Raw genomic sequence first — 25,589 nt, 5'->3', positions numbered from 1 at the left:
ATTAGAAACCGGATTGCATTCATGAATAAGCAAAAAGACAGCAGCCAAACCTGGAAAGAGAACCTTACGCCGGAACAATTTCATGTCTGTCGCGAAAAAGGTACGGAACCGCCCTTCACCGGCAAATATACCGATTGCACCACAGCCGGCATTTATCATTGCATCTGCTGTGGACAAGCGTTATTCACGTCTGAGCAAAAATTCCACTCCGGCTGTGGCTGGCCCAGTTTTTGGGCACCTTTAACTGAAACTTGTCTAAATGAACATGAGGACAGCAGCCATGGCATGCATCGAACAGAAGTAACCTGCAGCGATTGCGGCGCACATTTAGGCCACGTATTTCCAGATGGCCCACCACCTACCGGCCTGCGTTATTGCATCAATTCCGTAGCATTAGAACTTAAAGACCAGACATGAACCCACAGCAAAACACTCAAGATTTACTGGACTTTATCGATGCCAGCCCTAGTCCCTGGCATGTCATCAGCAGCCTTGAACAATACTTAGCGACATTTTCTTTTCAACGACTGCAGGAAAATCAGGCTTGGTCGTTAAACAGCGGAGGTCGCTACTACGTAGTGCGCGATGATTCCTCCATCATCATATTTGTAGCCGGACAGAAAGATTTGACCGAAAACGGCTTTAAAATCCTCGGCGCGCATACCGATTCGCCGGGCTTACGACTAAAACCCAACCCCGTTATAAACAGCGATAAACTGCTACGTCTGGCGGTGGAAGTCTATGGCGGGCCGATATTAGCCACCTTCAGCGATCGTGATTTAAGCTTGGCCGGACGCATTGCCTATCAAACTGAAAATGGCGAAATTGCCAGCCGCTTGCTTAGATTTGAACAACCTCTGCTTAGATTGCCAAACTTGGCTATTCATATGAATCGAACGGTGAACGAAGACGGCCTGAAGCTGAATAAACAAACCGAATTACCATTGCTGTTTGCCACTACGGTTGAACAACAACTTGCCGCCGATCAATTTTCAAACTTAATTCAACAAGCATCCGGTTTAGCCGCTGAACAAATTTTAGGTTGGGAGTTTAATGTTTACGACACCCAGAAAGGCGTATTTTGGGGTGAGAACCAGGCGTTTTATGCGGATAGTCAATTGGATAATCTGGCGTCCTGTCATGCTGGCATTAAAGCGCTTTTAACTGCAGCAGCACTCGATAGCGGCAATACCTTGGTTTGTGCATTTTTCGACCATGAAGAAATCGGTAGCGAAAGCTGCAAAGGTGCCGCAGGTAGCTTTTTGCCGGACATTTTGGCGCGAATTGGCTTTAGCTTGTCTGTGGATACCCAAGGTTATCAACGAGCCCTAGCCAATAGCATGATGATCAGTGCCGACATGGCACATGCCTATCAGCCCAATTTCCCCAACGCTTACGAACCTGAACACAAAATTATCGTTAACCAAGGACCGGTTATTAAAATCAATGCCAATCATCGCTATGCCTCAAGCTGTTTATCAGAAGCCCGCTTTGTGCAATTGTGCCAGCAAGCTGAGGTGCCTTTTCAAAAATACGCCCATCGCGGCGACTTGCCTTGTGGCAGTACAATTGGACCTATTGCTTCAGCAAAACTGGGTATCCCGACTGTCGATGTTGGCAATCCCATGTGGGCTATGCATAGCGTTCGTGAAAGTGCAGGTACACTGGATCATGCCTATATGATCACAGTCTTGACTCAGTTTTTTTCCAGCCCATAGATTTAATAAAAATCTTCTACTATCCTTACTCGGCATCTTCATTTTATATAGGGAATAGTATTGCTATTAAGCTCGCAAGACGGTTTTTTCGCTAAACTTTTAGCCACCGTCGCCCATTTTTTTTTGCTAATTAGTCTAACGACTAGCTCAGTGTGCGCAGAAGAAAGCCTTGAATACAAAATTAAAGCAGCTTATCTATACAATTTCACCAAATTTATTAGCTGGCCTGAAACCACGGCTGCCACATTCAATATCTGCGTAGTGGGTGATGATCCTTTTAATGATCTGCTAAACGGTCTGGAATCAAAAAGTGCATTGGGCAAACCCATTCGTATCCTTCGTTATAGCAGCCTAGCCGAAGTCAAAAACTGTCAGATAGTCTATTTCGACAACACCGATAGGCTACCCAATATTGTTTTACCTAATGCCCTACTGGTAGGCAATTTACATAACAGCCTAACCGTCAGTGGCCAGCCTTTTTTTGCCGAATCCGGCGGCATGATCGGTTTTGTACTGGAAGAAGAAAAAGTCAAATTACACATTAATCTCAAGGCATTAAAACAAGGCGGCCTTGGGATTAGCGCCAAGTTGATCGAAGTTTCCACGCTGGTTGGGGAAGATTGATATGAGCAATTTATTTAAGCGCACATCCATCAAATCAAAATTATTTTACATTACGCTAGTTTCAGCTTTTTTTGCCCTGCTGGTTGCCTTCTTGATTCTATTGGCCGTTAACGTTGCCGAGGTTAAACGCAAAGCCCAGGATGACTACTCATCAGCGGCCAATTTAATTGCCACCCGCAGTATTGCAGCGGTGATGTTCGACGACCCCAATTTGGCAAAAGAAAACCTGAATTCGCTAACCAAGCTACCGGATTTTAAGATGGGCTGTGTTTATGGCAAACGGGGACAACTGTTTGCAGAGCTAGATGATAAAAATCTGAGCTGTCCCCATGATTCAAACAATCTTAATTCCCACGCAGACAAACTGACACTGTATGCCTACCAACCCATGTTAATGGAGCAGGATCAGGTTGGCAGCGTACTCATTGTGGCTGATTTGAGCATTGCTCTAATGAGGCAATTACAATTTATCGGCCTGGTTTTATTTGTGCTATTCATTGCCTTGCTAGTGTCTTTTCTATTGACCGTACCGTTATACCGTCGAGTAGCCAAACCTATAGCCCTGCTAGCGAAAACTGCAGAAAAAATCAGTCTGAATCACGATTATTCCCTACGAGCCAAAAAATACAGTCATGATGAAATTGGCATTCTGGTGGATTCATTTAACAGCATGCTGGAAACGGTTGAAAACAAAAACACGACCCTACTGGCCTTGAAGAATAATTATCAAGCCCTTTACGATAACAACCCAACCATGGTGTTTGATTTGAGCTTATTGGGTGTAATCCAGTCAGTTAATCAGTTCGGCGCCAAACAGATCGGCCTTGGGGTGGATCAGTTGCTTGGGGTTTCTATTTTAAATTTCACCCATCCTGAAGATTTAGTCGATAGCCGAGTGTTTTTTAAGTTGTGCAGGGATTATCCACATCGCGTACATAAACAGGAAAAGCGACTGATTTGCCAAAACGGCAATATCATCTGGGTGAGGGAAACCGCCAGAGTGGTGGAGACGGCCAAAAACAAACAACAGCTATTATTGGTTTGCGAAGATATTACCGAAACCCGCCGCTTGACCGATAAAATCGCTTATCAAGCCAGTCATGATGAATTAACAGGACTCACCAACCGCAGTCAGTTTGACGCCTACATTCAAAACTTGGTTGATCAAGCACAAACGGATAATAGCACTCATGTCATGTGTTATCTGGATCTGGATCAATTTAAAGTGGTAAATGATACCTGCGGCCATTTAGCAGGCGACGAATTGTTGCGTCAGCTAGGGGAATTATTGAAACAACAGGTGCGTAAAACAGATTTACTGGCCCGCCTGGGAGGTGATGAATTTGGCATTTTAATGTCGCATTGCAGCGTCGAACAAGCTACCAATACCTGCGACAAACTGCGCAATGCAATTTGTGACTTTCAGTTTGCCTGGGATAATCGTAGTTTCAGCGTCAGCGTCAGTATTGGCATAGCACCGATAAATCGCGCTAGCGGCAATGCCGTGAATATTTTGAAGGAGGCTGACGCCGCCTGTTATGCCGCCAAGGAAAAGGGCCGCAATCGAATTCATGTTTTCAGCTCCAGCGACGAAGCCTTAGCCGAACGCCAGGGTGAAATGCAATGGGTGGAAAAAATCCGCATCGGTATAGAGGAAAATCGTTTTCAATTGTACGGCCAGCTGATCGTACCTATCAGCCATCATGAAGAAGGTCTGCATTTTGAAACCCTCATACGCTATCGCGACGATCAGGGCAACATCATTCCGCCCGGCGCTTTTTTGCCTGCTGCTGAACGGTACAATATTGCACCTGCCTTGGATCGCTGGGTAATCAGTCACTTATTTGAATATTTGAGCACCACACCAGGCTTTATCGAGCGTTTGGAACTTTGCTCCGTTAATTTGTCCGGTCTATCTTTATCGGATGAAACCATGCTGGATTTTATCGGTGAAGAATTCCGCAAATGGCAGATTCCGACTTATAAAATCTGTTTTGAAATCACAGAAACGGCTGCTATCAGTAATTTGTCGTATGCCAAACAATTCATAGACTCTTTACGTAAAAAGGGCTGCATGTTCTCTTTGGACGATTTTGGCAGCGGCCTGTCTTCATTTGCCTATTTAAAAAACTTACCGGTGGACTTTTTAAAAATCGACGGCTTGTTCGTGAAAGATATTCTGGAAGATAAAATCGATTGGACTATGGTTAAAGCCATTAATGAAGTCGGTCATGTCATGAACAAAAAAACCATTGCTGAATTTGTTGAAAACCGAAACATCTTCGAATTATTGAAAACACTGGGCGTCAATTACGCCCAGGGCTACGGCATTGCCAAGCCAGTACCCTTGCGAGAACTTTGAGATACATCATGCATCACCGTCTGAATTTTAAGTTAATGCATTACCTGTTGCTCAGTTGCATAAGCCAGATTGCGCATGCTCAGCATGAGATGGACGATTTAATGGAGCTATCCCCGGCCGAGCTGGCGGATATTTCAGTCACTATTGCATCAGGCACCGCGAAATCGCTGGCACACTCGGCGGCCGTCACCAGTGTCATTACGGCCGAGCAAATTACCACCATGGGTGCCACCGATCTTCACGAGATACTGGAAACCGTCCCCGGCATTCACGTCACCATTCAACCAGTAACCAACGATTACAGCTACACTATGCGAGGCATACGTAACGATACTAATTCAGAAGTGTTATTGCTGATGAATGGCACTCGCTTTTCGGTGCCTTATCAAGGTACGCACATGGCGGGCATGATCATTCCCGTCGAAGACATTCAACGTGTTGAAGTCATCAGAGGCCCTGGTTCTGCTTTATATGGCGCCGATGCCTTTGCTGGCGTTATTAACATCGTCACCAAAAAAGCGACTGATCTGGATGGCACAACCCTAGGCGCTCGTGGTGGTAATGCCGACACAGAAAGCGCCTGGGGGCAATATGGCGGGCAATGGCAAGGCTGGGATGTAGCAACCAGTTTGCAGTATAGCCACAACGGGATAGATCCTGATCGCACCATCAGTGCTGACGCTCAAACTCAGTTTGATACTGCATTAGGAACCCAGGCCTCGCTCGCCCCCGGCCCCATACAAGCACAAAACCAGCGCTGGAATGGTCATCTAAATTTACAGCGTAAGCATTGGGATTTAGGTTTCTGGGCTTTCAATGAGACCGATATGGGCTATCGGGCAGGCACCACCGGCGCGCTGGACGACAATGCAACTCTTAATGGCAGCAACTATCTGGCTGACGCGCGTTATTCTACTGAAGACCTGCTTGATAATTGGGAACTTCAGGCCCATGCCAGCTTTTTGTACACCGATATTACAGCCGATATCTACAACTTCCCACCCGGGGCGATATTACCTATTGGTGCGGATGGGAATGTCAATATTCAAAGTCCCACAGGTTTGATGTTGTTTCCTGAGGGCATGCGGTTAAATACAGGCATCAAAAATATCGTGCCTAGCTTTGAATTTACCAGCATTTACAAAGGTTTTTCTAATCACTTACTGCGCACGGTCACGGGTTTTCGCTATGAAGAACTAAACACCCAGGAAGCAAGAAATTTCGGCGCGGGTGTTATCAATGGCAGCGACATACTCCCACCGCCTAATATCAATCAGGCTGGCGGTTTGCAAGACTTGACAGGCACGCCAGAGACTTTTATTGCTAACCATCATCGCGATATTTGGTCCATGGCGCTACAGGATGAATGGGACTTCGCCCAAGACTGGCAGCTAACCACAGGCTTACGTTACGATCATTATTCGGACTTTGGCGGCACTTGGAACCCACGTGCAGCGCTAATCTGGGACATCAATCCTGAGTTAACCAGCAAAATTCTCTACGGACAAGCCTACAGAGCACCCAGCTTTTTGGAACAATATCAACAAAACAGCCCATTATTCATAGGCAACCCTTCACTGAAGCCTGAGACCATACAAACAACCGAGCTTGCTTTCGATTACCGACCCGTTAAAAGCCTTAGAACCACACTGAATCTGTTTTATTACAAAATCGATGATTTGATAGGTGGCGAATTTGTTAGTCAAAACGACACGCTAACCGAAACCAATACCAGTGGCCAGGATGGCTATGGCAGCGAATTTGAATGGGATTGGAAGTTTCATCAAGATTGGAATTTGCGCGGCAACTATGCCTGGCAATATGCTCGTAATCAGAACACATCAACCCGCGTCAGCCTTGTGCCCGAACATCATGTATATAGCGCATTAGCCTGGAGTTTTATGCCTAAATGGCAGATTCAGACTCAAATCAACTGGATAGGCCATCGTATCAGCAGCCCGGGCGATACCCGTGTATTGCAGGATTACGAAACCGTAGACTTAACCTTAAATGCCAAGCGTTTGATGGGCTACCTGGATTTAACCGCGTCGGCACATAATCTGTTTGATTCAGCTGGCACAGAACCGGCAGTAAGCAGTTATCCGAATAATTTACCGATACCTGGACAAAGTTTCTACTTCGAAGCTTCTGTGCATTTTTAAACCGGCTTTAGTTGCTGGATTGCATCCAGCAACCGGGTGACCATCTTCCTAGTCACCCAAGCTTCACCTTGCATAACAACACGAACCAGCTTTTCGCTGTACTGCGCTAATCGCTGTAGATCCTGAAAGCCTTTAGCGCCGGATAATAGGCAACGAAACACATCATCTTCATGCACTTTATCCCCAACAACCAGCAAATTACTTCTTAACGAGGCGGCAAGTAGCAAACGAATATAATCCGGTGTTTGTTCATCCCGTATCGCATAGTTAAGCACAATGAGCTCCGGCTGTTGTTCCGCCGCATTTAAAGCCTGGATTTCATCCGAAAAACAGACCAATTTTGCCTCAATGGTGCCTAAAGCAGCAGCAATCTGTCCGCCGGTATCAATTACAAGGATTTTCATCTAGCTTAAGACTTACCCAATCGCGCTAAGGTTTAGCAAAAAAATCAAAAAATCCAGAGGTCTTGTTTATATAAAAACCAGCCTGGAAACCTTTTAACTAACCGGAGACCTCAACAAAACCGTGCAAACCCCGTTTTGATTCTGCCGCCAACCAGTCTTTTAAGTATTGCAGCTCTTTGGTTAATTGCAATTCATCCAAGCTTTTTTTATTTTTCAGTAGCCGAAACGCACTGGATAATACTTTGTAATCCGCCCCGACAATACCGGCTCGTCTTAAACCGACGATGTTAAGTCGATAATGTTTGGCTGGACGACCACCGATCAACATAAATGGCATCACATCCATATTGATGCCGGTTGTGCCTTGTACGATGGCATACGAACCGATGCGGCAAAATTGATGCACCACCACTGCTCCGCCCATGAAAACATTGCTACCAACCTCAACATGACCACCTATCGCCACATTATTAGCAAAAATGGTTTTATCACCGACGCTGCAATCATGCGCAACATGACTATTATTCATAAAATAACAGCCTGATGCTATTCTGGTTGAACCACCAGGCTTGGTAGCTCGATGTGCGGTAAAGCCTTCCCGAAACGCATTATTGTCGCCAATTTCCAGCCAGGATTCGGTTTGCGAATCAAAGCCTAGATCTTGCGGCAAACCACCCAATACCGCATGCGGATGCAGGATATTAGCCTGGCCCATTTTCACCCGTCCATGCACTACCGCATGAGCACCAATTTGACTATCGTTACCAATGACTGCCCCGGCTTCAATCACGGCAAACGGGCCAACGCTGACGTTTTCGCCTAGCATTGCTCCGGGTGCAATATATGCAGTTGGATGAATAAGATCTGACATAACTAGCCTCTTGGATGGAATTTTGAATGTATTTCTTTCAGCCTATGCTGAGCAATATGAGTATAAATCTGTGTGGTCGACAAATCGGAGTGTCCCAATAACAACTGCACTACCCGCAAGTCAGCACCATGATTAAGTAAATGGGTAGCAAAAGCATGCCTGAGCGTATGCGGCGACAAATCTTTATCAATGCCGGCCAGCTTGGCATAGCGTTTGATAATATGCCAAAAAGCCTGCCTTGTCATACAACTACCGCGCGCAGTAACAAATAGATAGTCACTTTGCCGGCTGCCTAAAATATCCTGCCGGGCCCCGGAAAGGTAGCGTTCCAGCCAGCTCGTGGCTTCTTCGCCAATGGGTACTAGGCGTTCTTTATCGCCTTTGCCGATAATTCTGACACAACCTTGCCTTAAATTGATTTGCTGAAAGGTTATTCCCACCAACTCGGATACACGCAAGCCGGCCGCATAGACCAACTCCAGCATAGTGCGATCTCTAAAACCCAAAGCATGTACCGTTTCCGGCGCCTGTAATAATTGCTCTACCTCAGATTCCGATAACGATCCGGGTAACGAGCGACCGATATGCGGTGCATCGATTAGGGAAGTAGGATCGACTGATAACCTATTTTCCCGCAGTAAATAACTATAAAATCGACGTAAACTGGACAACATTCGAGCCGCACTACGACTACTCTGACCTTGTTTTTGCCTATGCAGTAAAAAAAGCGAAATATCCGCCTCGGCAACATCCTCTAGGGTCAAATTCTTTAGCCATTTGTCAAATTGATTCAAATCGCTGCCGTATGCCGCTAAAGTGTTCTCGCTAAGACCAAACTCCAGCCACAGCGCATTTAAAAAAGTCTCGATAATTTTTGCCGAGCCGCTCATGGCTTAATCAATGCCGTGCGCAGTTCGTAATTGAGCAATTGTCGTTTTAACTCGACACAGGGACCTTTGGTTTGCCCCATGAAGCCCCCGATACCCGACGTGGAAACTACACGATGACAAGGAATCAGTCCCGGGTAAGGATTGTTACGGCAGGCTTGCGCTACTGCACGTGGACCGGAATCCAGCTGGGTGGCTAACTGCGAATAACTCATAACCTGTCCAAATGGAATGTCGACTAAAGCATTCCAGACTTTTTGACTATATTCCGTTCCCTGTAGCAATAGTTGCACCTCAAGATGATGATCAATTGGGTTCAACAAAAAATGGTAGATTTGTTTAGCAAATTCCGAATGGTTTTGTGCCTGAACAGTCTTAGATAATTGCCAATCAGTATCAATAATAACGTCGTCAACCAGCGTCAAGACCAATTCAGCATCCAAAAATGGCACTATTAGCCTGGCTGTTACTCCACTAACCTTGGCTTGCCAACAAAGTTTTAAGGACATATAAGACTCCCGAATAGCGGGCATAAAAAAGGCAGCCCAAAGCCGCCTTTTTTACCTGACTTATTCGCAAATTACACGAATAGACTAGATTTATATCAAGAGAGTTTTTCTTTGATACGAGCTGCTCTACCTGTCAGTTCACGCAAGTAATACAGTTTAGCGCGACGTACATCACCACGACGTTTAACTTCAATGTTGCCGATTGAAGGGCTGTGAGTTTGGAAAACACGCTCGACACCAACACCGTGAGAAATCTTTCTGACGGTAAATGCAGAATTCAAACCGCGGTTACGCTTCGCAATGACCACGCCTTCAAAAGCCTGCAAACGCTCTTTTGTGCCTTCAACAACGCGCACTTGCACAACTACGGTATCGCCAGGTCCAAATACCGGTACGTCTTGTTTCAGCTGTGCTGCTTCCAATTCTTCAATAATTTTACTCATTACCACACCCTAATTTATCAACTTCAGTTTTAAATTCACTCAGCAAAGCGACTTGCTCTGCGGTTAATTGTATTTTTTCCAGCAAATCCGGTCGTCTTAACCAAGTTCGACCTAGAGATTGCTTCATCCGCCAGCGCTTGATTTCAGCATGATTACCACCCAAAAGCACGCCAGGCACATGGCCTAAATCACTTTGCTCAGGCCGCGTATAGTGCGGACAATCCAGCAAGCCATCGTAATGGGAATCTTGCTTGGCTGAATCTTCATCACCCAATACGCCAGGTATCAAGCGAGTCACTGCGTCAATAATGATCAATGCTGCCAGCTCGCCACCGCTAATAACATAATCACCCAAAGACCACTCGTCATCACATGCGTGATCGATAAAGCGCTCGTCTATGCCCTCATAGCGACCGGCGATCAAAATCAATTGATCTGTTTCGCTGGCTTCCAGCAACATCTGCTGAGAAATCTTTTTACCCTGCGGGCTTAAACAGATCACCCGACGACGACCTGAATGTTGTTGCCGTTTGGCGGCATCGACTGCATCCAGCAAAGGCTGATATTTCATAACCATGCCAGGACCGCCACCGTAACATCTATCGTCAACGGTTTTGTGTTTGTCATGCGTGTAATCACGAGGATTCCATACCGACAAACCCACAATCTGTTTTTCTATCGCCTTACCGGTAACACCATAACTTGCAGCATCCAGCACCATTTCCGGAAAAAGGCTGACAACATCAAATCGCATCCTGATTCAGAAATCCGGATCCCAATCGACAATCATCAAACCTGCCGCTAAATCAATCTTCAACACGGTTTGCGGTTGCAGAAAGGGAATCAAGCGCTCAGTTTCGCCTTCTTTAACGACCAACACGTCATTAGCGCCTGTTTCCAGCAGATGATCCACAATACCAAGCTTGACGCCGGTTTCTGTTTCGACCGTCAGGCCCACTAAATCAGCCCAGTAATATTCACCTGGTTTTGGCTTGGGCAACAACTGCTTAAGAATCAGAATTTCCGATCCCATCAGCGCTAGCGCAGCATCTCGATCGGTTATTCCCTCAAGCTCAGCGACAACGTTATTACCTTGACGCTGACCGCCAACGACCTTGATCTCTTTAATCTGGTTGTTTTTCTGCAAAAACCACGGCGAATACCGCAGTATATTTTCGCGGGGATCAGTAAAAGAAAATATTTTTACCAAACCCTTAACACCAAAAACGCCGGATATATTTCCAGCGTTTAAATAATCACCGCTTGGCAAGTATTTTATGCAGCCGCTTTGCTGGCGTCTTTAATCAATCGAGCAACGCGATCAGACGCTTGAGCGCCGTTAGATTGCCAATATTGTATACGATCAGCATCCAACACCAATCTTTGCTCGTTACCACGCGCCAAGGGATTGAAGAAACCCAGACGTTCAATATAACGACCGTCACGGCTATTTCTGCTATCTGTAACAACTACGTGATAAAAGGGGCGATTTTTGGCGCCGCCTCTGGACAAACGAATGCTTACCATTTGAATACCTTAAAACATTGAATCGGAATTTAATTGAGCCATTTTACGCGTTTTTTCGCATATGGGAAGAAAAATTACAAAACTCACATTCTCATGCCGCGCATATTGCTCTTCAAGCCACGCACCATGTTAGTAATATTGCCTTTGCTGAATTTCTTCATCATTTTTTCCATCATCTTGTGTTGCTTCAAAATCCGGTTTACTTCCTGTAATTCCTGGCCGCAACCAGTCGCTATGCGCTGCTTACGACTGCCTTTGATTAAATCCGGAAACTTTCTTTCCTGCGGCGTCATGGAATTTATTACCGCAATCTGCCGAGCCAAATCTTTGTCGTTCACTTTAGCCTTAACTTCTTTTGGCACCGAGCCCATGCCCGGCAGTTTATCCATCATGGCGCCAATGCCACCCATATTCTGCATTTGCAGCAACTGCTCTCTAAGATCGTTAAGATCAAAGCTTTTACCTTTCTGGATTTTTTTCGCCAGTTGTTCGGCTTTTTTCTTATCGACTTTATCTTCGATATCCTCGATCAACGACAACACATCGCCCATTCCAAGAATACGCGACGCCAATCGATCAGGATAAAACGGTTCCAGGGCATCGGTTTTTTCACCCATACCAATAAACTTGATCGGCTTGCCGGTAATGTGACGAATGGATAACGCCGCACCACCGCGCGCATCGCCATCGGCTTTAGTCAGAATCACACCAGTCAGCGGCAATGCGTCATGAAAGGCTTTTGCGGTATTGGCCGCATCCTGACCCGTCATACTATCAACCACAAACAAGGTTTCAATTGGCTTAATTGCCGCATGTAGAGCCTTGATTTCGGTCATCATTTCGTCATCGACATGCAAACGACCAGCGGTATCGACAATCAGTACGTCGATAAATTGACGCTTGGCAGCATCTAGAGCGCGACTGACAATATCAATCGGATTCTCAGAGGCATCGCTTTCAAAAAACCTTAAACCGACATCATCAGCTAATGTTTGCAATTGCTTGATGGCAGCTGGACGATAGACGTCAGCACTAACCACACCAACTTTTTTCTTTTTCTTTTCTTTTAAGTAGCGGCCTAATTTTGCCACCGTAGTGGTTTTACCAGCACCCTGCAAACCAGCCATCAGAATAATAGCGGGTGGCTGAGTGCGTAAATTCAATTCTTCATTAGCAACCCCCATCACCTTGACCAATTCGGCCTGCACTACCTTAATCAGCGCCTGACCTGGTGATAAGCTGGTTTGTACCTCCTGCCCAAGTGCGCGTTCGGTCACCTGCTGAATAAAATCGGTCACCACAGGCAACGCAACATCAGCTTCCAGCAACGCCATACGCACTTCGCGCATCGTATCTTGGATATTTGCCTCGGTCAGACGACCTTGGCCTTTGATTTTTTTTAGGGTGCCGCTGAGGCGGTCGGTTAAATTGTCAAACATATCTGCGTCTTTGTTTTACTATGAATGAGGCTGACAGGGACTAACATGAATCAAGTTAGAACAATCCGGCCGCATAGTTTAACATAAGCTTTTCGTAACGCCTTTTGATTATTCCGAACCAATCAAACCATGAATAGCACTCTAGTCGGCATATTTTCTGTTTTAAGTTATGGTATTGCCTCGGCTTTGATTATCAAAGAACTGATGAGTCAATGCGAAAAACACCGCGCATCCATTCGATTAGCCTGGCTGGGCGCAATATTACATGCCGCTTACATCATTATTAATATTCAGCAATACAATGGCTTTAACTTCGGTTTTTTTAATGCCGCAGGACTGGTCGCCCTGTTTATAGTCTTACTATTACTGACTGCCGCCTTAGACAAGCCGGTCGAAAAACTGGGTGTAGCCATTTTCCCGCTAGCTGCCATATTGCTCAGCCTGGACATGATCTTTCCCGAACAAAATCATCGTTTGACTCCTAACAATTGGGAAATGAGCGTGCATGTTCTGTCATCCATTGTCGCCTTCAGCCTGCTTAATATTGCCGCCCTGCAAGCCTTAATGCTGGCCTTACAAGATCAACAACTAAGAAGTCACCACCCCAAGCGCCTGATATTGGCCTTACCGCCACTGCAAGCGATGGAAACCCTACTATTCCAAATGATAGCTGCCGGCCTGTTCTTCTTGACCGCTTCCCTACTCAGCGGCTTTATCTTTATTGAAGACTTATTTGCCCAGCATCTGGTACACAAAACAGTGCTGTCAATCATCGCCTGGATTATTTTTTCAGGATTGCTAATAGGAAGACTGCGCTATGGATGGCGAGGAAAAACAGCCATCCAATGGACATTGATAGGATTTATTTTGCTGCTACTGGCTTACTTTGGCAGCAAACTAGTCTTAGAATTAGTCTTGAAAAAAATCTGAATTTTTAGCTTAAGCATAAACATCTATCTTGCCAGGCTGCGAAACATTACCAGCCGTCTCTATTAACTTTAAAGCAGCCTCTCCCTGCATTTTTTGCACATCCTGAGCTTTCTTGACCACAGAAACTTCCAAATTCTGCTTCGCCGTCGCCTCTTTCATCAGCGCCGTCATTAACCCGGGCGCATTGCCACCGGAAATAAAACCCACCATAAACACCTCCAAACTGATTTGAATCAAATCTGGTATCGTCATTTTTGGAGCAAACTTAAAATATTAATTGTCCACACGCAACGATAATTGTCTTTTCATAGCAATTGCCACTTCGTGATCTGGCTTTTGCTGCAAGATAAAATCCAGCATCATCTCTGCACTATCATGGACTTTGCATTCCATATAAAGCATTGCCAATTTCAATTGCACTAAAGTATCCGATGGAAATTGATTGATATAGTCACTATAAGTATCGACAGCATCAAACAAATCACCTTTTAGCCGCTGTACCTCTGCATAAAAAGGCAAATATACTGGATTCAACTGTGACAGACACTGCAAGGCTAAACCAACATTTCCAGCATCATCATTCTCGATGCCGATGAAAGCAATTCTAATTAAAGCCTCTTCCAGCAAAACATCTCCACCTTTGATAATCTGGTGATAGGCATCCAGGGATTGATCTGGATTATTTTCAAGTTCAGCTAAATATCCATCAATCAAATACCGATAGGGTATCGCAGCATCCTGTTGAGCATGCTTATCCAAGCTAGCCAATAAATCGCGAAGCCCCTCTGTTTTTTTATGCTTAAACAGCAGGCTCGCTCGCTGCCTTACAATAGCCAAATTGCTGCGTTTTTTTATTATTGCGATATGTCGAGTATCTCTTTGACCCAGAACATCTAAAAACTTGGCTTCAAATTCGTCTAAGATCGCTATATTTTTTTGAGGAATAGCTACAAACTGATGCTTAGCGCGCCATAACCTGGCCCGCCCAAAACTTTTATCATTATTCCACTGCTCGAAAAGCATATCAAAATCAGGCACTGCAGCATTTTCTTGCTGACGAGCAATAACACGTTGAATCGCGTCTTCTATTAATTGTAAAAGTTTCTTTGCTCCCTCTTGATAAGATTCATAGTAGATATCACCTAATTTCTTTGCCTCTTCCGCAGTCCAGTCTTGGTCACTAAAAGGCTTTACAGCTTTCATAAACTGTCGAATACCAAACCTTTTCACCAACTTGGCAAAGCCTCGGTGTTCGCGTTTAAACTTCTTCTCGATGCGATCAAGTTGCTTCTTATCTTTGTAATTCTCCAGAACACCGGATATGCCGTACATAGCATCGTTGATGCGTCGTGCCTGTTGAGCAAGACGCCCAATGGCTTGAATCTGAAATTCGGCGCGTCTCAATTCGGTTAGCACAACTTTCAAGTAATGATCGACGTCAGTTAAACCATTAACTTTTGTGGCAACTACCGTAGCGGCATCCACATAAGTCTCTTCGAGCTGGATATCGTCCAAAGGAATATAGACAACACCATCAATTCTTGCCGCCCCTGGCGAACCATTAATCACTTTTGCCCCAGCTGCATTTAGCTTCTTTGCCTGTACACCCAGACTCTTGATAGCCTGAAAATAATCGTTACCGGTAGGCGCTAAAAACCCACCATTGGTCTCCACTTGCAGAGACGTTAGATTCAGCTTCGGTCCAGCCAATTGCTCATTACTGCCTTTTGCATGGGTAAATCCATCCCTTGTGTAACACAGATCCACACCTGCCAAAATCACACGATTAAACCCCAAATCATATGCCACATTCAAAGCTGTATTAGTTACAGTTGGTCCTGCACCACTCAAGTTTGCCACATTCGACTCCGAGTCCCACGGCAAGCGACTTCCTAAATAAAACATCAAACCAGCCCACTGGCTCACTAATGTCGATACAGCGTGATAGGAATAGATAAATACCGTCCGAGGACCAAAATTAAACATCTCCTTACCGATATCGAAGCTAATGTCTTGCGGATCCACTGAAAATATAAAATCGGGCTCGATACCTTCAGCTAGTAGATGCCGGGAAATTCTGGAGACTGCAAACACCACGAACTTACGCCTATGCAGCTTAACCCATGGCAAAGCATCATTGAGCGATGGCCCACCCGCCAATAAAACGACGGTTTGCCCGCGAAAAGCGTTTTGAAGCAATTTCGCCGGCAATCTGTTATCAGCAACATTTTTTATCTGTCGATCGATAAATGCTTCCTGACCAATTGCAGTATTATTTTCCCAATGCAGTTGCGACAAGGTCTCGACAATGTCCCAACTAAGCTCAGCATATTCATTAATGAAATCATCTTGAGCACAAATAGCATTGAACGAAGACACCGCATTGATATATAAGTAATCAGCTATCTTAAAATCCCGGATTGCTTTTGCCCAATCTTGCGGGCGGATGCAAGCAATACGCTCGTTCTGGTCACCAAGTAATTCATACTCTTGCAGAACTTGTAGAACTGATTCGGGTTCGATAAAAATATACCTCGCCCCATTCGGCAGTGATTTGCTTTGCACATAACGCAGCAATAATCCCGAGTCTGTGCCGATAATAATGTGCAAGGTATTTTCGTTGAACAACTTCTCGCCGAATCGTGCATCAAACAATGCTACAGCCCGCACCCTATCAAAACTATGACGATTCAGATTAAATAAAAATTTCTCACCCGCCTCGTTAACAGTCAGTGGACCGAGATTATGCTCACTTTCAAGTTTTATGCCTTGGTTCATTTCATTGTAATTTGAATTATGTGTTAACAGGACCCACCACAGATCCATTTAAATGATATTAGACCAATTATGGAGATACTTACTCAACACCCACTGTATTAAGCCAAATTAATTCTCAGAAAAATCATATTTTCGGTAAACTTGGTTAAAGCAATATACTTTGAATTTATTACGAAACAACCATCATCTTACCCTTAGATATAAAAATCCTATTGCAATAAACGCAACACGTTTTGGGTAGACTGATTAGCTTGTGCCAGCATTGCTGTACCGGCTTGCTGCAGAATCTGTGCTCGGCTCAACTGGGCAGTTTCGGTAGCAAAATCCGCATCCATAATCCGTGAACGAGCAGCGCTTTGATTTTCGATGGACGACTGCAAATTAGAAATAGTCACTGAAAAACGATTCTGAACCGCACCCAACGTAGCACGAAAGGTATCGATCTTCGAAATAGCAGTGTCAATATGCATTATCGCCGACATCACCATAGTAAACGATGCATTACTACCAATTGATGCTGCCGTCCCGAAAAGCTGATTCAGTCCTGACATCAGCTCCAAGTTGGACACAGTAATACTAATCTGATTGTTTGTACTTGTATTAGCACCGACTTGAAACACTGCATTTGACAATGATCCATTGAGAATCTTCTTGCCATTAAACTCAGTGTTTTCGACAATCCGCAACACCTCAGTTCCAAGCTGCTTAAATTCGGTCTGCAGCTTTTCTCTGTCTCCAGAACCAACTGCGCCAAAGTTAGCTGCTTGCACGGCAAGATCACGCATCCGTTGCAAGGTTTCGGTAATATTACCCATTCCAGCTTCGGCAGTCTGCGCCATAGAAATCCCGTCATTGGCGTTTCGCATTGCCACGGTCATGCCGCGAATTTGCGAAGTCATTCGGTCAGCGATAGCTAAACCCGCAGCATCGTCCTTAGCACTGTTAACCCGCATACCTGAGGACAACCTTTCCATCGAGGTTTGTAACGCATCATTAGATTTGCTTAGCATACGCTGACTATTTAACGAAGCCATATTGGTATTGATGACCATTGATGATGCCATGATAACTCTCCTGAAAAATTGAAATTGAATAGGCCGTATCGCCGACTATTCCATTAAAGCACTTTTCAGGCCATTTATTTTTTCGATAAAATTCAATAGATTAAAACAATAACACCAGTAATGCCGATTTTTTGACTACGATCACACCTTGTTTTTAGATCAAATTCTCACTCAGTCCGGCAAATATTTGCCGCACTCAAGCACTGATATTAGCCATGGTAAAAAATCACCTAAAGCAATCAACAAGAGTGCCGCTAAACACACCATAGTTATTCTTTTATGTAAATTGTTACCGCGCGTTTACAAATAAACGAATTCAATAGAGGCTCAAAAAACTAACGCACAAAGCCAAAATAATGGCACGAAACATGCTAAAACGTAGCAAATGCTTTCTGAGTCAAAAAATAATCATTTCAAGGTATGGGGATTGAGTTATGGCCACAATCACAGGATTAACAACAACGCAACTTGCGTCATACACCACTGAACAAATAAAAAATTTGACAGTGGCTGACTTCAAGGCTATCAGCGCAGAACAACTGCAAGCACTCTCAACCGAGCAATTTCAGGCGATTGAGGTCGCAGATCTGGTAGTTTTAAATGCAAGCCAAATTGAGGCTATAAATACCTACAACATTGCTGCAATGACTTCCGATCAAACAAAAGCTTTGACAGCCACCCAGATAAAAGCAATGTCAGTCGATCAAATCCAGTCACTGACTACTGAAAATTTTGAGGCACTTTCAAGCACCCAAATTAAGGCACTGGAAGTAGAGGATCTAGCCGCACTATCGACTGATCAGCTTAGGCAGATAAGCGGCTTGGAATTCTCCAAGCTATCATCAAGTCAAATTCAAGCGCTAAATACAAAAAGCATCGCAGCTCTGACATCTGACCAAGTTTCAAAGTTAACCACCACTCAAATCAGAGCGCTGGACAGCAATCAAATACAGGCGCTCACTACAGACAATATTTCAACGTTAACTGTCGCCCAAGTCAAGGCCATAGAGGCCGAAGACTTGGCTGCATTGAGTACCGACCAGATCGGCGCACTCACCTCAGACCACATAGCGGCACTTTCCACTAAACAATTTACAGCCCTAAATGCAGATCAAATTACGGCGCTTAGCACAGATGACATTGTTGCCATCACCGCGACACAAGCCAAATATTTGACGGCTGACCAAATCAACGCCATGTCCAGCGACCAACTCGCGGCACTGGAAACCCGCGATGTTGCCGCCATCAGTACGGCCCAAATTTCATCCCTGAGTGACGAAAGCATTGCTAATTTCTCAACCGACCAAATTGCCGCACTGACAACAAAGCAAGTTACCCTGCTCAGTGCCAGTCAAATTCAAGCATTATCCAGCGACCAAGTCACAGCAATGACTACCGCGCAAGTTCAAAAGCTAAGCTTTGATCAGCTTGGCGCCATGTCAACCACGCAAATAGCGGCCATCGAAAGCAAGGACTTGAAAACACTCTCATCCACCCAACTGAGCGCACTGGGTGTTGAAAGCATTGCCGCATTATCCACTGGCCAACTTCGTTCATTGACGAATACTCAAATCGCCTCACTAAGCACTGACCAAATTGGTGCCCTGTCCGCGACTCAAATCGAATCATTAACGACTGCTCAAGTCAAAGCATTGACTGCCGGCCAAATTAACTCCTTCACGCCTGATCAAATATCGGCGTTGACCACCGCGCAAATCAAGGTCGTCGAAAACAGCGAGTTGGCAGCCCTGAGCACGGATCAGATCGATGCACTCACTTCCGATCAGACAGCGGCACTAACGACAAAACAAATAGCCTCGCTTCGCACCGACCAAATTCAGGCATTCGATTCCGGCGATATTGCCGCGTTGACTTCAGCTCAAACCCGCGCACTGTTGATAGACCAGGTTGCTGCGCTAACAGTTGATCAGATGGCGGCTCTGCAAACTGATGATTTGTCCGCTATGAAAGACCAGCAAATCACTGCTCTCAGCACGGACAATATTGCAGCTTTATCGCCTGACCAACTCAAAGCTTTAACGACTGCCCAAATCAAAGCACTGAGCGGTGATCAGGTCAAAGCACTATCTGCCAGCAACATTAGCTTGCTGTCTGCCACCCAGGTAAAAGCATTCGATGCTGCCGATCTGGCTGCTATGTCTACAGACCAAATCGATGCTTTAACGTCAGACCAAACTAGCGCCCTGACAACCAAACAATTAACTGCTCTGAGTACCGATCAAATTCGCACCTTCGACTCCGAGGATATTAAGGCGCTGACGACAGCCCAAACAAAATCGCTGACTACCGACCAAATCAGTGCGTTAACTGTAGACCAATTGGCGGCCCTACAAACCGACGACTTAGCCGCATTATCTACCACACAGATCCAAGCCCTCAGCACAGACAACATTGCAGCCTTAGCCTCTGACCAAGCCCAAGCGCTAACCACAGCTCAAATTAAAGCTTTGACAACCGATCAAATCAAAGCATTGAATGCAGATAATGTAGCCGCACTAACCACAGATCAAGTTAAGGTACTTGAAACAGAAGACCTGGTTGCGATGTCGACTTCGCAAATAGACGCATTGAGTTCTGACCAAGTCAAGGTGCTATCCACACGCCAGTTAGTAGCTCTGACTACCGATCAAATTCGTACATTTGACTCGGGGGATATTGCAGCCTTAAGCCAAGCGCAGGCTAGAGCCCTAACCACTGAACAGATAGCCTCTCTTTCCAGTACCCAGGTCGCAGCCTTGGAAACCGCAGATTTAGCAAGTCTTACCAATGCTCAAATCGTTGCGCTGAGTACAGATAATATCGCCACATTGTCCTCTGATCAGACAGCAGCGCTGACCACCGCGCAAATCAAGGCCCTGACGACAGATCAAGTGCAGAGCTTATCAGTGGATAACATCTCTTCTTTAGCAACCAGTCAGATTAAAGCCCTTGAGGCTGACGATTTTGCAGCTATGTCGACCGATCAACTGGCCGCATTTACCTCAGAGCAAACTGCAGCACTGACAACCCAACAACTGGTCGCACTTGACCCGGCTAAACTTAAGGCCTTTGACTCTATAGATATTGCCGCACTAAGCGCGTTACAAGCAAGGGCATTGACTACAGCTCAAGTCGAGGCACTGACATCGACCCAACTCAGCGCGATGGAAACCGGCGACCTGGCAGCTTTATCCACCGCTCAAATCGCTGCAATTACCACAGACAACATCGCTGCTTTATCCTCTGATCAGGCCAAAGCCTTAACCACAGCTCAAGTCAAAGCCTTATCGAGCGATCAAATCCTTTCTCTATCCGCTGAAAACGTAGGTGCATTGACCAGCAACCAGGTTAGAGCGATCGAAACTAGCGACCTCGCTTTGATGTCCACCAGTCAGACCAGGGCATTGAGCTCAGATAACGTTGCAGCACTGACTACATCGCAATTGGCAGCTTTGAACACTGACCAAGTATCAACATTATCTACCCAACAAGCTCACGCGTTGACCACAGCTCAAATCAAAACACTCTCCAGCGATCAAATGCAGGCTTTCTCAGCTGACAACATTAGCGTATTGACCGCAGCACAGATTGCAGCAATCCAAACGGCAGACATTGTTGTGATGTCCAACGAGCAAATCGAAGCATTGACTTCAGATCAAACAGCAGCATTGACCACGCAACAATTAACCGCTCTCAGCACAGACCAAATTAGAACATTTAGTTCTGAGGATATTGCAGCGTTAACTGTTGCACAAGCCAAAGCACTGAAAGAGGAACAGATAACCGCCCTTTCTTCAAGCCAAGTTGAGGCATTACAAACCGATGATCTTGCTGCATTATCGACCAATCAGATTGCAGCCCTGAGTACCGATAACATCGCCGTCTTGTCATCTGATCAAGCCACGACCTTGAGTTCTTTGCAAATAAGAGCGTTAACCAGTGATCAAATCAAAGCAATATCTGCAGATAATGTCGGAACTCTCGGCACAGATCAGATCAAGGCAATCGAAGCCGCCGATATAGGCGCAATGACAACCCGACAAACCAATGCACTGACAACAGATCAGTTGGTTGCCATGACAACAGCACAGATTGGCGCACTTAGCACCGACAGCATTGCAGTGCTAACCTCAGCACAAATCAAAGCATTTGGTTCCGATCAAATAAAAGCATTGACCTCGGATCAAACCAAAGCACTGGCTGCCGATAAGATCACGACATTGACAACGGATCAGCTCAGAGCGCTCGAGGCGAGTGACTTAGGCGTCATGTCCAGCGATCAAATTGCAGCTTTAACCTCCGACCAAACAGCATCGCTCACCACGCAACAGCTTGCCGCACTGGGTAGCGATCAAATCCAAGGCTTTGCATTTGATGACATTCAAGCATTGACCACTAGCCAAATCGAATCTTTGTCTACCGATCAGATTGCAGCATTGAACGCCAACCAGATCAATGCCATGCAAACCGAAGATGTGGCTGCGCTAACTACTCAGCAGATTACCGCATTAGGCACAAACGTGGCAGAATTCTCTGCTGAACAAGTGAAAGCACTGTCTGCCACTCAATTGAAGGCATTTGCCAGCGATCAACTGCAAGCACTGGCACCTAGCAGAATTTCAGCACTAACTACAGATCAAATAGCAGCACTAAACACCGCCGATATCGCTGTGCTGACGTCGGATCAGATCGACGCCTTAAACACCGACCAACTAGCAGCTTTAACCACTCAACAGATTGCAGGATTATCATCCGATCAAATTAAAGTCCTTGCATTTGATGACATTCCAGCGCTATCAACCGCTCAAATGCGTGCATTGTCGACCGAGAACATTTCGGTTCTATCTGCTAACCAGTTAAGTGTGTTGAGTACCGAGAATCTGGCAGCACTTACCACATTACAAATCCAAGCGCTAAGCACAGACAATGTATCTACCTTGTCTTCCGCTCAATTGACATCTTTAACAACCGCGCAAATTGAAGCACTGACCACCGATCAATTCAAAGCATTTTCAACGGATCAGGTTACCCAGCTAAAAACCGATCAGGTTCAGGCTATCCAAACAACGGCACTGCAAACCATGTCCACAGATCAGGTTGCTGCGCTGACGTCGGATCAAACTGCATCGCTAACGACTTTGCAATTAGTCGCACTATCAAGCGACCAATTGAATGCCTTTACGACAGATGAAATCGTCGAACTGACAACCGCTCAGGTAAAAGCAATGACAACGTCGCAAATCGCCACGTTGAATTATCTAAAAATCGCAGCTTTCGCGACCGACGATCTCGCTGTATTAACCGATACTCAGATCAATGCTTTGACCACCGAACAAGTCAATTTGGGTCTGAGCACCGATCAAATCCAAGCCTTGAATACTACACAGCTGAATGCATTCACCACTGCTCAAATCGGCGCACTCAGCACCGACCAATTGGTTGCATTAAAAACAGACCAAGTGCGTTCACTCAACACAACACAAATTGCCGCCTTTACCCAAATCGCGGCTATGGCTACCGACGACCTCGTGGTGTTGACCAGCACACAAGTCAATGCATTGACTACCGATCAGCTGCAAAACATGCTGACCACCGATCAAATCAGAGCATTTACCAGCGATCAAATCGTAGCGCTAACAACGGCTCAACTGACCGCTCTGTCTACAACACAAATAGCCAACATGGAAACTGGCGACATAGCAGCATTGACCACACGCCAAATCAGCGCATTGACTACCGATCAGCTGGTCAGTGGATTGGGAACAACTAACATTGATATTCTGACCACAAACCAAATCCGCTCTCTGACCACAGACCAAGTAAGCGTATTGACCAACGGTCAAATCGGAGCATTAACCACGGATCAACTCGACGCATTGTTGCCTGGTCAAGTTAACACGCTAACGACTGACCAAACAGCAGGGCTGACAACAGACCAACTTGCACTGCTCAATAATTGATATAGTTACTAAAACTAGGCGTCCCTAACAATTTAGGGACGCCAGATTTTTTTATCATTATTCAGTCTCGGTCAGGGAGTAGAAATGTCGGCTATCGAAAGCCAGTTTGCAGCAACTATAGTCAACGCCTGGCAAGCTCAACTCGAGTTCAATCAATTGATTGGCGAAGCGGAAAAGCTAGAATCTAAAAAGTTGGCTCCACTGGCTGCCGTGCTGTATCAAACCTGGTTACAGCGCAATAAGACACCTTACAACCATGTTGTCTCCTTTAATCTCGGTACAATATTATTCAACCAAGGTGATCTAGCAGGCGCTAAAACTGCTTATCAAGACGCCATACAACTCGCACCGGCTTTCGTTCAACCTCGATTTAATCTTGGCCTCATCCACGAGCGCGAAGGGCTTATTGATGCCGCAGTCGCCGAATGGCGTTGGATAGATGATCATGTGCAACCTAATCAACCCGACTCCAGACATTTGTTGCTACTAGCCCTTAACAACCTGGGACGCGTGCAAGAAAACCGCAAACAATATGGTCAGGCACTTGACTATTTAACGCGCAGTCTCGTCATTGAGGCTAATCAGCCGGACGTCATCCATCACTGGGTTTATTTACGCGAGAAACAATGCTCTTGGCCGGTCTATTCAACAATCACCGGCCTGAGCCTTGAAAATATGCAACGATCCACTTCTGCATTGGCGATGCTAAGTCTTTCTGATGACCCGGAAGCACAATTGACAGCGGCCCGCCACTTTGCAAAACACAAGCTGCTCCAGAACGCACCCAAGCTATCGCCAGATACTGGATATGAACATAAAAAGTTAAGGATTGCCTACTGTTCATCAGACTTTTGCCTTCACCCGGTAGCCATGCTGACCGTGCAATTGTTCGAACTTCATGATCGTGAGCAATTTGAAATTTACGGTTACTGTTGGACTCAACAAGGGCATTCAGAGCTGCGCCAGCGCGTCATAGACGCGATGGACCATTTTGAACGCATCGATACACTGACAGACGAAGCCGCAGCAAACCTGATACGTGAGCACGAAATCGATATCTTGGTGGATTTACACGGCCAGACGCTAGGAGCACGAGCGAATATTCTTGCTTACCGCCCCGCGCCTATCCAAATTACTTATCTCGGACTCCCCGCAACCACGGGATTACCATCCATTGACTACGTCATTGCGGACCGCTTTCTTATCCCTGAGGAATATGCTTGTTACTATTCCGAAAAACCCTTGTACATGCCCGACATTTATCAAGTCAGCGACCAGAAGAGGAAGAGTTCTGCCCCCCCCAAGCGAGAAGCTTGCAACCTACCATCGCAAGGTTTCGTATTCTGTTCTTTCAACAATAACTATAAATTCACACCCGAAGTTTTTTCTACATGGATGAATATACTTAACCGGGTGCCAGGCAGTGTTTTATGGCTGCTGGCGGACAATGCTTGGTCTGAGATTAATTTAAAAAAACAGGCTGAAATCCATAATATTGACCCTTCTAGATTGATTTTTGCGCCCCGCGTATCGCCGGAAGATTATCTAGCGCGATACGCTGTTGCTGATTTATTTCTTGACTCGTTCCCATTCAATGCTGGCACGACAGCAAATGACGCCTTATGGATGGGCTTACCCGTTTTAACGATGTGTGGACGCACTTTTGCATCGAGGATGGCGGGGGCATTATTGACAGCAGCGGAACTACCGGAACTGATTACCTACGACTTAGATACCTATGAAAATAAGGCAGTAGAGCTGGCCCAATCAACCAATGATTGCCAGCGCCTGCGCACCCACCTGCAACAGGTTCGGAGAGACGGTATTTTGTTCGACACCCCTCGTTTTGTTCGAAATCTGGAAGAACAGTTCAAAAAATTGGCTCAAGATATTTCAACCATCCAATAGCAA

At 45.6% G+C, this 25,589-nt stretch carries 20 protein-coding genes; 8 read left to right on the top strand and 12 right to left on the bottom strand.

From position 1 onward, the window contains the following. Window positions 1-21: 21 nt before the first annotated feature. From msrB to A1359_RS01485, 5 genes are read left to right on the top strand one after another with little or no spacing between them, the layout of a single operon-like run. On the top strand, window positions 22-417 hold the full coding sequence (msrB, locus tag A1359_RS01505; RefSeq protein WP_066976981.1) for a peptide-methionine (R)-S-oxide reductase MsrB: 396 nt from the start codon (window positions 22-24) through the stop codon (window positions 415-417). Next, window positions 414-1,718, top strand: coding sequence for a M18 family aminopeptidase (locus A1359_RS01500; RefSeq protein ID WP_066976978.1), 1,305 nt, complete (start codon window positions 414-416; stop codon window positions 1,716-1,718). Before msrB ends, A1359_RS01500 begins: the two co-directional genes overlap by 4 nt. Before the next feature lie 60 nt (window positions 1,719-1,778). After that, entirely contained in the window at window positions 1,779-2,342 is a 564-nt protein-coding gene (locus A1359_RS01495; RefSeq protein ID WP_066976977.1) for a YfiR family protein, read from the top strand. 1 nt (window position 2,343) lies between these two features. Continuing rightward, on the top strand, window positions 2,344-4,704 hold the full coding sequence (locus A1359_RS01490) for an EAL domain-containing protein (protein ID WP_066976974.1): 2,361 nt from the start codon (window positions 2,344-2,346) through the stop codon (window positions 4,702-4,704). Between the two features lie 8 nt (window positions 4,705-4,712). Then, window positions 4,713-6,866 carry a TonB-dependent receptor plug domain-containing protein gene (locus tag A1359_RS01485; RefSeq protein ID WP_066976971.1) on the top strand — a complete coding sequence of 718 codons (2,154 nt, stop codon included), beginning with the start codon at window positions 4,713-4,715 and terminating at the stop codon, window positions 6,864-6,866. On the opposite strand, the gene A1359_RS01480 is transcribed toward A1359_RS01485, so the two are convergent. From A1359_RS01480 to ffh, 9 genes are all read right to left on the bottom strand, one after another. Continuing rightward, the gene (locus A1359_RS01480; RefSeq protein ID WP_066976968.1) at window positions 6,863-7,270 is read right to left on the bottom strand and encodes a response regulator transcription factor; all 408 of its coding nucleotides are present in this window, start codon (window positions 7,268-7,270) and stop codon (window positions 6,863-6,865) included. The genes A1359_RS01485 and A1359_RS01480 overlap by 4 nt on opposite strands. A gap of 97 nt (window positions 7,271-7,367) precedes the next feature. Further along, on the bottom strand, window positions 7,368-8,141 hold the full coding sequence (gene lpxA / locus A1359_RS01475; RefSeq protein ID WP_066976965.1) for an acyl-ACP--UDP-N-acetylglucosamine O-acyltransferase: 774 nt from the start codon (window positions 8,139-8,141) through the stop codon (window positions 7,368-7,370). A 2-nt stretch (window positions 8,142-8,143) separates the two neighbouring features. Then, the gene (xerD, locus tag A1359_RS01470) at window positions 8,144-9,031 is read right to left on the bottom strand and encodes a site-specific tyrosine recombinase XerD (protein ID WP_066976963.1); all 888 of its coding nucleotides are present in this window, start codon (window positions 9,029-9,031) and stop codon (window positions 8,144-8,146) included. Continuing rightward, window positions 9,028-9,537, bottom strand: a complete 510-nt coding sequence (locus A1359_RS01465) for a methylated-DNA--[protein]-cysteine S-methyltransferase (protein ID WP_066976960.1) — start codon at window positions 9,535-9,537, stop codon at window positions 9,028-9,030. The genes xerD and A1359_RS01465 overlap by 4 nt, the downstream gene beginning before the upstream one ends. A gap of 95 nt (window positions 9,538-9,632) precedes the next feature. Then, entirely contained in the window at window positions 9,633-9,980 is a 348-nt protein-coding gene (gene rplS, locus A1359_RS01460) for a 50S ribosomal protein L19 (protein WP_066976957.1), read from the bottom strand. After that, complete coding sequence (trmD, locus tag A1359_RS01455) at window positions 9,973-10,734, bottom strand: tRNA (guanosine(37)-N1)-methyltransferase TrmD (protein WP_066976955.1); 762 nt, start codon at window positions 10,732-10,734, stop codon at window positions 9,973-9,975. Before trmD ends, rplS begins: the two co-directional genes overlap by 8 nt. A 6-nt stretch (window positions 10,735-10,740) precedes the next feature. Beyond that, a complete protein-coding gene (rimM, locus tag A1359_RS01450) occupies window positions 10,741-11,250 on the bottom strand; it encodes a ribosome maturation factor RimM (RefSeq protein ID WP_066976952.1) in 510 nt (169 codons plus the stop codon). Between the two features lie 5 nt (window positions 11,251-11,255). Beyond that, window positions 11,256-11,507, bottom strand: coding sequence for a 30S ribosomal protein S16 (gene rpsP, locus A1359_RS01445; RefSeq protein ID WP_066976947.1), 252 nt, complete (start codon window positions 11,505-11,507; stop codon window positions 11,256-11,258). 83 nt (window positions 11,508-11,590) lie between these two features. Beyond that, on the bottom strand, window positions 11,591-12,946 hold the full coding sequence (ffh, locus tag A1359_RS01440; protein ID WP_066976945.1) for a signal recognition particle protein: 1,356 nt from the start codon (window positions 12,944-12,946) through the stop codon (window positions 11,591-11,593). 129 nt (window positions 12,947-13,075) lie between these two features. Between ffh and A1359_RS01435 the strand changes: the two genes are divergently transcribed. Then, window positions 13,076-13,876, top strand: a complete 801-nt coding sequence (locus A1359_RS01435) for a cytochrome C assembly family protein (RefSeq protein ID WP_066976944.1) — start codon at window positions 13,076-13,078, stop codon at window positions 13,874-13,876. 9 nt (window positions 13,877-13,885) lie between these two features. On the opposite strand, the gene A1359_RS01430 is transcribed toward A1359_RS01435, so the two are convergent. The 3 genes from A1359_RS01430 to A1359_RS01420 all read right to left on the bottom strand — a co-directional run bounded on the left by A1359_RS01430 (window position 13,886) and on the right by A1359_RS01420 (window position 17,718). Further along, window positions 13,886-14,086 (bottom strand): hypothetical protein, encoded by a 201-nt coding sequence (locus A1359_RS01430; protein ID WP_066976941.1) that lies wholly within the window; start codon window positions 14,084-14,086, stop codon window positions 13,886-13,888. A gap of 63 nt (window positions 14,087-14,149) precedes the next feature. After that, a complete protein-coding gene (locus tag A1359_RS01425) occupies window positions 14,150-16,654 on the bottom strand; it encodes a motility associated factor glycosyltransferase family protein (RefSeq protein ID WP_066977057.1) in 2,505 nt (834 codons plus the stop codon). 209 nt (window positions 16,655-16,863) lie between these two features. Then, complete coding sequence (locus A1359_RS01420; RefSeq protein WP_066976937.1) at window positions 16,864-17,718, bottom strand: flagellin N-terminal helical domain-containing protein; 855 nt, start codon at window positions 17,716-17,718, stop codon at window positions 16,864-16,866. A gap of 434 nt (window positions 17,719-18,152) precedes the next feature. Here A1359_RS01420 and A1359_RS01415 point away from each other — a divergent pair, with 434 nt between their 5' ends. Next, window positions 18,153-23,678, top strand: coding sequence for a beta strand repeat-containing protein (locus tag A1359_RS01415; protein ID WP_066976933.1), 5,526 nt, complete (start codon window positions 18,153-18,155; stop codon window positions 23,676-23,678). Window positions 23,679-23,762: 84 nt separating this feature from the next. Continuing rightward, window positions 23,763-25,586: an O-linked N-acetylglucosamine transferase, SPINDLY family protein gene (locus tag A1359_RS01410; RefSeq protein WP_066976930.1), complete on the top strand. Its 1,824-nt coding sequence runs from the start codon at window positions 23,763-23,765 to the stop codon at window positions 25,584-25,586. Window positions 25,587-25,589: the final 3 nt, after the last annotated feature.

The organism is Methylomonas lenta, assembly GCF_001644015.1.
GTDB lineage: Bacteria > Pseudomonadota > Gammaproteobacteria > Methylococcales > Methylomonadaceae > Methylomonas > Methylomonas lenta.
This window is presented reverse-complemented; position numbering and strand designations above follow the sequence as displayed.